Here is an 11,645-nt window from a genome sequence, read left to right on the forward strand (position 1 = left end):
CGCGAACAGGCGCAAAGCCAGTTCGATGCGGCCCTGGCCCTGAGCCAAAGCCTGGGCGACACCGCCAGCGGCCAGCAGGCCGACACCATGGAAACCGGGCCGGAAGGCATAGGCGACGACAATAAGCGGGAAGGCAAGCAGTTGATCGGCCACCTGCAGCACCAGCAAGCGGCGCTGAAAGCCTGGGAGGCGGAAACCAATACCGACAAGGCAGGCAAAACCGGCCAGGACATCTCCGGCCGCCAGCCCTTGCTGGTTCTGTCCGCGCCGGCCTGCATCGCCAGCCTAAGCCAACAGAGCCATACCCTGGCAGCGGAAACCAATCTGGACCTGGTGGCGCAGCGCGACACCAATCAAACCAGCGGCCGGCGCTGGATTCACAATGTCGGCGACAAGATCAGCCTGTTCGTCACCGGCCTGCAAGACAAGATCGCGCTGAAGCTGATCGCCGCCAAGGGCAAGGTGCAGCTGCAGGCGCAGAGCGACAGCATAGAAGTCACCGCGGACAAGGACGTCACCATCACCTCCTGCAAGGAACGCATCGTCGTCACCGCCAAGGAGGAAATCCTGGTCACCGCCGGCGGCGGCTATATCCGGCTCAAGGGCGGCGACATCGAAGTGCATTGCCCCGGCACCGTGACGGTGAAAGGCGCCAGCCATAACCTCAGCGGCCCCACCAGCCTGAATGCGCCCTTGCCCAAATTCAACAAAGGCTGCGAGCAAGCGCTGGACAGCGCCGCCGCAACCCAATCCGCCACCGTGCGCCTGGGCTGAGCCATGCAAGCATCCGCCAAACACGCCGCCATTCTGCAGCAGCTGCAAGACCGCCTGCACACCGGCGCACAACTGCTGCTGGCCCTGGACGCGCCCAGCCGCCCGCTGGCGGGCGCCGAAGCCGAACTGAACGAGCAAGCCCGGCAGCAAGGCCTGCTGCTGCCGCTGAAACATCCGCAACTGGACCCGGCGCGCCAGCCGGCCTGGCTGCCACTGAACGCCGGCGCGCCAGCGCTGGCCGACAGCATCGCCCAGGCGCTGGCGGAAGCCGAGCCGGACGCGCTGGCGCTGGGGCAAGGCCGGCGCGTGGCCGGCTGGCTGGAAATCGCCGGCTCCGCCAAACTGGCCGCCGCCCATATCGGCCGCCAGATGATACGCCGCAACTCCAATGGCGAGACCCACCTGCTGCGCCTGCACGACCCGGCGGTGAGCTGGGCGCTGTGGCCGCTGCTGAACACCGCGCAGCAGCACGGCCTCTTGGGCTCGATCAAGCGCTGGTGGCTGTTGGACCCGGCCGGCGAACTCATCTGCCTGCAGCCGGCGCAAACCGTCGCGGGCGCGCCGCGCCCGCTCTCGCGCTGGGAGCCAGCCTTGTGGGAAGACCTCGCCCGCATCGGCCCGCTCAACCGCGCGCTGCTGGCCTGGCGTGAGCTAGCGCCGGAGTGTGACGGCGGCAAGCTGGAAACCGCGCGCCTGCACGCGTTCTCCGCCTTGCGCCATGCCGGCGCGCTGGGCTTTGACGACGAGGAGGACTTGTCCCGCTTCGCCCTGCACGCCATCACCGTGCACCCCCGTTTCTATCTGCACCCCCGCGTGCAAGCGCTGCTGGCGGAACGCGAAGCGGACGACTTCTACAGCGGGCTGACGGATTCGCTCAGCGAAGCCGACTGGGCGGCCATCGCCGCCAGCGCCTGAGCGCAGCCGACTTCACGCACCCCATATCTCGGACCACAGCCAATCATGAGCCAACTGTGTAAAGCCTGTCAGGCCAGCGGCCTGCCCATCATGCCGGTACGCTACGCGCCGGTGCCCAAAACGGTGAAAGCCACCCTGCCCGCCTGGGCCTGTGCCGATAAAGTCAAAGACATCGTGCTGGACGCGGACTTCCATTACGCGCTGCGCACCCTGCGCGCCGGCTTCGTTTACCTGTTTTATTCCAAGCACGCGCGCGGCTCCAATCTATGGGAATGCTATAGCGTCACCGAAGACGGCATCCTGCTGAAGCAGCCCTCGCCCAAGGCGGCGAAAGTGGCCGGGGAAAGCGTGGTTTGCAACACCGCCGGCCACAGCAATAGCCGGCTGCACCACCTGATCATCGAACAGCCGGAAAAATGCGGCCCGGCCTGGATCGCCTTCAGCGAATACAAATGGGGCGACCTGACACTGCAGCGCTATGCTCAGGACGCCAAGCTGCGCGCCGCCCGCATGCAGGCCATAGACCCCAAGGCCATGGCCGCCGGCAGTTCCAACGCCCACGGCACCACCGCCAGCAAGGCCGCGATCGAAGCGGTGATGGAATACCACCCCGGCTACCAGCCCGCCCAACTGGCCTACGACCCCAAGACCGATACCTTCAGCAAGGAAGACGGCAGCTACGACAAGGCCCGGGTGGACAAAAACTATACGCGCTACCCCATCCACGCGCGTCGCGGCAAGGCGGAGGAAAGCCTGCAATTCATGCAGGCGCGCGCCAAGAAAAGCAGCGGCAGCAATACCCCGCACATCCTGGCGCTGTGGGACGCCATCGGCACAGCCCAGGAGCTGAATGGCTATGTCAACGACAGCGCCGGCCTGGCATTGCTGTTCGCCGAGGAGCGTAGCTTCCAGCTGCACGCGATCCAGGCATTGGAAAACATCCGGAAATCACTGAGCGCCCAGGCCCAGGAAGGACAGGAGAAGTTCCAGGACGATATGATGCGGCGCGATACCGCCAGTTGGTACAACCCTGCCATCATGGCCCAGCGCCGCGCCGCCATCGCCAAGCTGCAAGACCCGGTGTTGAAACGGCAGCGCCTGGAGGTATGCGACCTACTGGACCAATGGGCTGGCTGGCAAATCCCGGCCTCTATCGCGCCCAATGAACTGGACGCCATCGACCTGCGCCGCGTCCCGGAGCCGCAACGCAGCCAGCAGATCGCCGCGCTCAAGGCCAAGGTGGCCGCCTTCCGAAACAAGCGCGGCGAATACTACGACAGCAATATCGAACAGGCCGGCGACCGCAGTTGGCCCAAATACCGCAAGAAAATCGACCCGGACCGCCTGTCCAACTTCCAGAAATTCCAAAACGAGCTGGACACCGCCATCCGCGAGCGCCAGAACAAAACCGTGGCCTCCCTGCTACGCTGGCTGCAAGCGCCCTTGTTCCTGGACACCTTGGAGGACTACCACGACGCAGACCCCAAGGACGGCATCGAGTTCGAAGCCGTCGTCGGCCACGCCATCAGCGGCATCAACGTCACCATCATCGGCCAGACCAAGCTGGAGGCCTGGGCCAACGATGTGTCGATAGCGCGCAGCAATATGCTTTACCGTGCGCTGGCGCTCAATCAGAAGAAAATAGAAGCCGAACTCAAGGCCGCATTGAAGGACGCCAAGCAGAACCAGAACACGCCGTATAGCGACGCGGCGGTGCGCACCATAGAAACCACCAAGAACTATTTCCAGAAGCTGCTGGACATGTACAAGGAAAACTCCGCCTTGTACCAGGCCAACATCGCCGCGGCCAGCCCTCAGGGGGACACCGTTTTCGGCGTCAGCCTCAAAACCGCGCGCACCGGGCAGATAGACCATGTGATCGTTACCGCCGGCAACGCCATCATCAAGGCCTTCGCGCCGGCCGCCGGCCGCGCCGGCGCCGCCCTAAAACTGGACAAGGCGGAAATCTATCTGGGCGAAAAGCTGCTGCAAATGGTATTGGCTTGCCGCTCCCTGGTCAGCACCGCCGACATCAAGGCGCTGGTGGCGGCAGAGTGTGCGGACAATGTCCAACGCAAAAAATTTAAAAAAGAACCCACCCCGCAAGCCAAATACAAGCGCTTGCAGAAGGCACTGCGCAAAGAGGCGGAATACCGCCGGACTCAGGGGGCCAAACTGCAAAAGGCCTACGATAAGCTGCGGGTGGACAAACCCAAAGACCATCTGGCCGTGGTCAAGGACGCCCGCCTGACCTTGCTGGTCATGATGATAGAAGGCGTCTACCTGGGACGTTTGTTGCTGCAAAACGAGAAGGACGGCGCGCTATACGCCAGCCTGGCCGCGTCCGGTATGGCACTAACCGCACAAGCCATTGACGTGATAAGCCTGCCTTTAAGCAAGATCATGCAAGCTGGAGAGCAAGCCCGCAGCATACAGCGGCTAAAACTGATGGGCGGTTTGTTGATGGCGGCATCGAATGGGATTGGGGTTTACCAAGATACCATCAGCGGGCTTCAAGCATCAAAGAAAGGCCAAACACTGATCTTTGGATTATATGCGGCAAAAGCGATGGCGGGAGGAATTGGTTTGGGAATGGCAGGATTATCCACATTCACTTATGCCGCACCTGTCATATTAAGAGTTAGCAGCAATGTAGCTATTGCAGAAACCGCTGCTGCGCTGGGGGCTCGCTCAGCAGCAATACTAGCGACGCGTCTTGTTTTTATGACCATTGGCAGTTGGGTAACATTAACTATTTTTGTTTTACAGGGCGTAATTTGGGCCTTGGAGGATGACGATTTGCAAATCTGGATTAGTCAAACTCCATTTGGCAAAGATAGCGAAAACCCCAAAGCCCCAAATAACATAAAAGACCTAACCCAATCACTAGAAAAAATATTCACAAAACCTAAAGCAAGCGAACAAATCTAGGAATAGTTCCATGCGCATAGATAGTACTGTTAGCCTAAACCCAAAGACGGGGTTAAGCAAATTAAGTGGCAAAATATCTCACTATAAGAGAACACGGGAGATGGCCAACTTTTTCTTTACAGATCGCGACCGTAACATCATGGGCTTGTCAGCCATCGCGGGGGCTCTGGCTGGTGCAGCAGGCATGGCGGCTAGCACTGCCAGAGATGCAACCAACCTACGCGAGCAGGCCGACTATGTCGAAATGATGATTAATGGGCAACCCGCCAAGGGCTGGGTCTGGTTTAGTCCATTTCAAGATGGAGATGAAGTTGAGCTAATTGGAACCCAACAAGATGGTTATTTTGAAATTATTGCAATAGCTCGCCCCAAAGATAGGGTTGTTGCACTTTATCCACATTGCTCCCGAGGTAAAAAAGCTCATATCAAGAATATTATAAAATGGTGGCTTGGCTCCATGACCATTTATATGTTTCTTATCTTCCCATTGTTAATTATGCTATTTTATTTAATTTCAGGCGAAAAGGATTCGTATTTTTTCCTGGACATCAACTACCTTTATATTTGTGCGGGCATGTACATACTCTCTGGGGCCTTTTCATTTATAAACGGAAAGAAGTTTATGATGTTCGTTCATGCGGCAACTCAAGTTTTTATAACATTAGACTTGCAAAATCCCGACGAAGTCAATCTACCTAAATTAACAAAACGCAAACCAGGCGACCCAGGGGTGTTCGGTGTGATGTATTTCAACTACTGACCCTGGCCCAAGCATAACCATGTCTGTAACAAACGACTTAGTTGCTCTTACGCCAACAATGCAGCCAAGCAAAATCAGTGGCAAAATTTCTCGTTATAAAAAAACACGAGAAATGGCCAACTTCTTTTTTACTGACCGCGACCGCAACATCATGGGCCTGTCAGCTATTGCAGGAGCCCTGGCTGGAGCTGCCGGCATAGCCGCTAGCACCGCTAGGGATGCAAGCAATTTACGCGAGCAAGCCGACTATATTGAGATGGAAATTAATGGGCTACCCGCCAAAGGCTGGGTTTGGTATAGCCCATTCCAAGATGGAGACATCGTCGATGTAATTGGCACACCGCGTAAAAATCATTTTGAAATTGTTGCCATTGCCCGCCCAAAAGATAGAATCATTGCACTTTACCCGCATTGTTCTAGGGGAAAAAAGGCTCACGTCAATGCCGTTGTTAAATGGTCATTGATATCAATATCCTTTTTAGTTGGCATACTTGTTCCATTTGTCTTTGCGGTAGTGGATTTGATCAATGGAAAACATGTTTTCTCCACGCTCGCCGATAGCAGCTATCTATATGTGGCACTAACGATGTACATTCTATTAGGAGCATATGCATTTATTTATGGCAGGAAATTCATGATGTATGCCCATGCAGCCACACAAATTTTTACAGCTCTAAACCTAAGCGAGCCTGACAAAATAGACCTTCCAAAACAAACTAAGCGTAAGCCAGGCGACCCTGGAGCATTCGGTGTGATGTACTTCAATTACTAGATCCTACTCTATCATGGCCATATCTCGCTCAAGCAGCTTAGCTCCTATCACACCCAGCATCACACTAAGCAAAATCAGCGGAAAAATATCGCACTACAAAAAATCGCGGGAGATGGCCAACTTCTTCTTTACCGACCGCGACCGCAACATCATGGGCTTGGCCGCCATAGCAGGAGCACTAGCCGGCGCAGCCGGCATGGCAGCCAGCACCGCTAGGGATGCAAGCAATTTGCGCGAGCAAGCCGACTATATTGAAATGGAAGTTAACGGGCAACCCGCCAAAGGCTGGGTTTGGTTCAGCCCATTTAAAAATGATGACGACGTAGAACTAATCGGCACATTTCAAAGAGACCATTTTGAAATCATTGCCATTGCGAGACCTCAAGATCGCACCATCGCCCTATACCCTCACTGTTCCCGAGGCAAAAATGCCCACATCACCACTGTCATAAAATGGTGGCTCATAGCAACAACTTTTTTGGTGGCCATATTTACTCCCGCATTACTAACTATATTTGAAGTTATCCGTGGGAAAGAAAAAATGCTTGGTTTTTTAGGTGTAGAATATTTTTACGCATCCATATTTTCGTACTTACTATTTGGAGCCTACTCGCTCGTCACTGGAAGAAAATTCATGATGTATGTGCACGCGACCACACAGGTTTTTAAAGCATTAGGGTTGCCAGACCCCGACAATATCGATCTACCCAAACGCACAAAACGCAAGCCTGGCGATCCAGGTGCATTTGGCGTGATGTATTTCAACTATTGAGCTTCCCGACATGGCGATGTCACCACCTAGCAGCTTAGCACCGACTCCATCAACGATGGAGCTAAGCAAAATCAGCGGAAAAATATCGCACTACAAAAAATCGCGGAAGATGGCCAATTTCTTTTTTACCGACCATGATCGCTGCATCATGGGCTTAGCCGCTATAGCCGGTGCACTAGCAGGTGCAGCCGGCATCGCCGCAAGTACGGCAAGAGATGCGGCAAACCTACGCGAAGAGGCCGACTATGTGGAGATGAAGGTCAATGGCCAGCTAGCGAAAGGCTGGGTCTGGTTTAGCCCCTTTCAAGCAGGCGATGAAGTAGAAGTCATTGGAACACAACGAGATGATTATTTTGAAATTGTGGCAATACTACGACCTAAAGATAGAATCATTGCGCTCTACCCCCATTGCTCCAGAGGAAAAAATGCGCATATAAAAAACATTATAAAATGGTGGGCACTTTCCGTATCTTTCATGTTGTTTTTATTATTTCCCGCATTTATCTTTATCGTAAATACTTTCACCAGTTACGATTTGATTAAACTATTCTTTGGCTTTGACCACATATACACCTGCATATTTTTCTACACCTTATTTGGACTATATTCTTTCGTAACCGGAAAAAGATTCATGATGTTTGTCAATGCGGCCACACAAGTATTCAAAACCATGGGATTGCCTGGCCCTGACAACATCGACCTTCCCAAAAAAACCAAGCGCAAACCCGGCGACCCCGGTGCGTTCGGCGTGATGTACTTCAACTACTGAACCCAATCTGGACGGCATGCCGTCCATTACGCCCTCACCACCATGGAATATACCGGCTTATATCAAAAATACGCCATCAATCGCCCCTTGACCCGATTGGAGCTTGAGCACGCCCTGAACATCCACCAGAAACTGGATTTGCCGCTGGCTTATCAGTTGGCCGTGATCAGGATCAACAACACTTATCTAGAGCTGGTGGACAAGTATTTCCGCTGGAAGGGCGTGATGAGCAGCGTGCTGCTGGCCTGCTTCTACATCATTCCCATCGGCTGCGCTTCTATCGCGCTGGATTTCATCCTGATTGCCAGCGGCGCCAGTCCCAGCCCCTACTATTCCCCGCAGCAGGCCTGGACCCAGGCCGTGTTGCTGCTGCTGTTCGGCCCCGGCTTGATAGGCAGCGCCTTGATCTGGCTGTTAAGAAAAGAGGCCTTCGCGCTGACCCACTACCCGATTCGGCTGAACAGGAAATCCAGGAAAATATTCGCGTTTCAGCCTGGTGGAAAGATCGTGGAGTTTGACTGGGACCACAGCTTTTTTTGCCTGGGCCTGGGCAAAAGCAACACCTGGGAGATTCAAGGCCACAAGCTGGATGTGGAAGGCAAGGTGTCCGCCACTTTCGCCTTCTCAGAGTTGGCGGTGGGGGCGAAAGACCGGGAGCTGCTGAAACAGCATTGGGAGTTCATCCGCCGCTATATGGAAGAAGGCCCGGCCAGCGTCATCCAGGAAGTCAAGGCTTGCCTGCCGATTGCCAACCAAAGAGAAGCCTTTTGCTTTGGAGTGCAGCGCAATGATTTTTATGTAAACTCCACGCCCTTGTCGGTGAGGCTGGCGTTTTTATTGATCTATATAGCCACCTATCCTGGCAGATGGCTTGCCATGCGGACAAGTAGCATCCCTGTCTGGCCCGAGAATGTGGAAAAGCAATGCCCAGTCGCCCCTGGAGATCCCTATTATCGCGATGCCTCAATGAACCCATGAGCCCATACAATTTTTAAACCCCCATGGCTAAACCCAAAAACATAACGCCATCGCCAAACGCGCCGTCCGTGGCGACCATATTTTTTTCATGGCTGATGGTTCCCTCTGCTCTTGCCATGACGTATAAGGCGAGCCATTCAAATGTAAAAACCTCATTGGCCATGGCCTCAGTCTATCTCGCCATCGCCATTCTTCTCACCGGAATCAATCTCTGGGTCATGGCGGTTCAGAAAAAAACCATTGTCGCCAGAGCCATTTCCTTCGCCACACTCGCACTGTCGGCGCTGCTTTTTCCCAGCATTTTCATTACCGCCGCCTACTACATTGGCAAGCCCGCCATGCCCGCAATGGCTTGCTGGTTTTTGTTTTTTCTCATTCCCATTAATAGCCTTAAAATCCATATTAAAGGATTTGACGAAGCCGTCGCACTGACCATATGCGAGTTTTCGAAAAAGGGTGGCGTTTCCATTTTTCTCATTGTCAACACCATTACGGATCGCAAAGCCTTTTTTATCAATAAGCTAGGCCAGAGCGGGCAAAGCATCGCGCTGCAACTTATATTTTTTGTCTCGATATTGTCCGGGTTTTTATTAAGGAACTATCACCCTGCCGCTTCCTCCCATCTTGTTGCATTAGGAATGTCATTTGTCTCCGCCCTGATCACGGAAGGCTTATTCGCCGCCTTGTTTTACTGCGGCGTTTTCATCTCCGCTCAGCATAAGCTCACCTGCCGCATACCCCCACTTTTTCATTCCCCCAAACAAGAAAAACAGCTACTCAAAAACGCGGCGTTGGCTCACTTCAAGACGAGGTCTTGAACGGGCGCCAAGGCCGCCCGTCATCTTATTGTCACCCGCCCGTCATCCGCCGCGCCTAAGCTGAGCGGTATGCCATCATCCCGGCCGCGCGCCATGAACCACCCCATTACCCAGCAGCAATACGGCTCGGACCAGGCCGGCTTGATCTGCGGCTTTTGTTTTCATCCGGGTGGCGCCGGCGAGGAAATCGATTCCGCCCAGGCGCAAGCCTGGCTGTGCGCGCCGCCGGACGGCGACGCCTTTCTATGGCTGCATTTCAATCTGGCCAATGCCGCCAGCGAGCGCTGGCTGCGCGCGGCCCTGCCCTTGCAGGAGGATTTTTTCGAGGCCTTGCGCGGCGGCTCCAACTCAACCCGCATCGAGTTGCTGGATCAGGCCTTGCTGGCGGTGATCAACGATGTGGCTTTCAGCTTTGGCCTGGCCTCGTCGGATATCGCCACCTTGTGGGCGCATGCGCGTCCACGGGTGCTGATCACCGCCCGCGTCAAGCCGCTGCATTCGGTAGACCGGCTGCGCGCGGCGGTGCGCGGCGGCGCGGCCTTCCGCTCGCCGGCGGCCTTGCTGGTGCATTTGCTGCAGAACCAGGCGGACGCACTGGCCGGCATTGTGCGCGCCAGCGGCGCGCAGGTGGATGTGCTGGAGGACAGGCTGCTGGCGCAAAGGCTGGACGATCAGCGCGCTCAGTTGGCGGCGATGCGGCGTTCCCTGGTGCGCTTGCAACGCCTGCTGGCGCCCGAGCCCAGCGCGCTGTTCCGCCTGCTGAACCGGCCGCCCGCCTGGCTGGACGCGGCCGACGCGCAAGCGCTGCGCCAATCGTCCGAGGAGTTTGCGCTGACGCTGAACGATTTGGCCGCGCTGGTGGAACGGATCAAGCTCTTGCAGGAGGAGCTGGCGGCGCGCCTGAACGAGCAGAGCAACCGCACCCTGTTCACGCTGACGCTGGTGACGGTGCTGGCGCTGCCCATCAATATCGTCGCCGGCTTCTTCGGCATGAATGTGGGCGGCGTGCCGCTGGCCAATCATCCGCACGGCTTCTGGGTGCTGGTGCTGCTGGTGGCCAGCTTCAGCCTGTTGGCTGGCTGGTGGGCTTTCCGCCGTCAGCGCGGCGTGTAGGCGGCGCTCACACAGCCTCGCCCGCCGGCGCGAACAAGCGCTGGCATAGAAAATCGACGAAGACGCGCAGCTTGGGCGACAACTGGCGGCTGGACGGCCACAGCACATGGAACATGCCGGTCTGGCCCAGGTAGGGCTCCAGCACGATTTGCAGCCGGCCGGCGGCCAGCGCGTCGCGCACGATGAAGTCCGGCAAGTACGCCAGGCCCTGGTTCTGGCTGGCGGCGCAGATCAACGCCTCGATATTGTTGCAGCTCATGGCGCTGCTGGGCGGCCAGTCCTGGCCCGCCGGCACGCCGTTCAATGCCCAGGTCTGCAGCTTGCCGGTGCTGGGGAAGCGGTAGCGCAGGCAGGCGTGATGGGTCAGGTCCTCCGGGCTTTGCGGCGTGCCGCGCTCGCGCAGATAGCCCGGCGAACCCACCACCAGCAGCCGGAACGGCCCCAAGGGCCGCGCCATCAGCCGGGAATCCGCCAATGGCCCGCTGCGCACCACCGCGTCCAGCCCCTCTTCTATCACGTCCACCATGCGGTCGGAGAAATCCAGGTCCAGTTCCACTTCCGGGTAGCGCTGCATGAAGTCCGGCAAGATGGGCAGCAGCATACGATAACCCACCACCGGCAGGCTGACCCGCAGTTTGCCGCGCGGCGCGGCGCGGCTCTGCGCCAGTTCGGCCTCGGCGTCGTCGATATCGTCCAGGATGCGGCGGCAGCGTTCGTAGAACAGCTCGCCCTCCGCCGTCAGCCGCACATGGCGGGTGCTGCGCTGGAACAGCCGCACCCCCAGTTTTTCTTCCAGCCGCGCCACGCTCTTGCCCACGGCGGACGAGGACACCCCCAGCGCGCGGCCGGCGCCGACGAAGCTTTGCGCCTCCGCGGCGCGCACGAAGGCGGCTAGGCTACTCAAACTATCCATGCCCACATCCTTATTGAGGAGTTTTTGTCCGCTTAATTTGGACACATCGCCTGTTTTTCGTCAATTGCCGCCAAATTATCATGTGTTCGCCCAACGACCATCCGCATCAGCCCGCCGGCTCCGCGCCGCG

General features: G+C 56.8%; 11 protein-coding genes. 10 read left to right on the plus strand and 1 reads right to left on the minus strand.

Features of this window, described 5'->3' with window-relative positions; translation table 11 throughout:
* The 10 genes from VI26_RS17125 to VI26_RS17165 all read left to right on the plus strand — a co-directional run.
* Nucleotides 1–774: DUF2345 domain-containing protein (locus tag VI26_RS17125; protein ID WP_048410974.1), on the plus strand; the 774-nt coding region annotated here is incomplete at its 5' end.
* A 3-nt stretch (nucleotides 775–777) separates the two neighbouring features.
* Nucleotides 778–1,689: a DUF4123 domain-containing protein gene (locus VI26_RS17130; protein ID WP_048410975.1), complete on the plus strand. Its 912-nt coding sequence runs from the start codon at nucleotides 778–780 to the stop codon at nucleotides 1,687–1,689.
* 45 nt (nucleotides 1,690–1,734) lie between these two features.
* On the plus strand, nucleotides 1,735–4,620 hold the full coding sequence (locus VI26_RS17135; RefSeq protein ID WP_048410976.1) for a T6SS effector BTH_I2691 family protein: 2,886 nt from the start codon (nucleotides 1,735–1,737) through the stop codon (nucleotides 4,618–4,620).
* A gap of 10 nt (nucleotides 4,621–4,630) precedes the next feature.
* Complete coding sequence (locus VI26_RS17140; protein ID WP_048410977.1) at nucleotides 4,631–5,380, plus strand: putative type VI secretion system effector; 750 nt, start codon at nucleotides 4,631–4,633, stop codon at nucleotides 5,378–5,380.
* A gap of 19 nt (nucleotides 5,381–5,399) precedes the next feature.
* Nucleotides 5,400–6,152 carry a putative type VI secretion system effector gene (locus VI26_RS24655; protein ID WP_156183927.1) on the plus strand — a complete coding sequence of 251 codons (753 nt, stop codon included), beginning with the start codon at nucleotides 5,400–5,402 and terminating at the stop codon, nucleotides 6,150–6,152.
* A gap of 13 nt (nucleotides 6,153–6,165) precedes the next feature.
* Nucleotides 6,166–6,924, plus strand: a complete 759-nt coding sequence (locus tag VI26_RS17145) for a putative type VI secretion system effector (RefSeq protein WP_156183928.1) — start codon at nucleotides 6,166–6,168, stop codon at nucleotides 6,922–6,924.
* Between the two features lie 10 nt (nucleotides 6,925–6,934).
* Complete coding sequence (locus VI26_RS24660; RefSeq protein WP_156183929.1) at nucleotides 6,935–7,693, plus strand: putative type VI secretion system effector; 759 nt, start codon at nucleotides 6,935–6,937, stop codon at nucleotides 7,691–7,693.
* Nucleotides 7,694–7,735: 42 nt separating this feature from the next.
* Entirely contained in the window at nucleotides 7,736–8,671 is a 936-nt protein-coding gene (locus VI26_RS17155) for a DUF6708 domain-containing protein (RefSeq protein ID WP_048410980.1), read from the plus strand.
* Nucleotides 8,672–8,694: 23 nt separating this feature from the next.
* Nucleotides 8,695–9,489 carry a hypothetical protein gene (locus tag VI26_RS17160; protein ID WP_156183930.1) on the plus strand — a complete coding sequence of 265 codons (795 nt, stop codon included), beginning with the start codon at nucleotides 8,695–8,697 and terminating at the stop codon, nucleotides 9,487–9,489.
* A gap of 93 nt (nucleotides 9,490–9,582) precedes the next feature.
* Nucleotides 9,583–10,602: a transporter gene (locus VI26_RS17165; RefSeq protein ID WP_048410982.1), complete on the plus strand. Its 1,020-nt coding sequence runs from the start codon at nucleotides 9,583–9,585 to the stop codon at nucleotides 10,600–10,602.
* A 7-nt stretch (nucleotides 10,603–10,609) separates the two neighbouring features.
* Here VI26_RS17165 and VI26_RS17170 read toward each other — a convergent pair whose 3' ends face one another.
* Nucleotides 10,610–11,515 (minus strand): LysR family transcriptional regulator, encoded by a 906-nt coding sequence (locus tag VI26_RS17170; protein ID WP_048410983.1) that lies wholly within the window; start codon nucleotides 11,513–11,515, stop codon nucleotides 10,610–10,612.
* Nucleotides 11,516–11,645: the final 130 nt, after the last annotated feature.

This window comes from Chromobacterium sp. LK1 (genome assembly GCF_001043555.1).
GTDB classification, from domain to species: Bacteria; Pseudomonadota; Gammaproteobacteria; order Burkholderiales; family Chromobacteriaceae; genus Chromobacterium; species Chromobacterium aquaticum.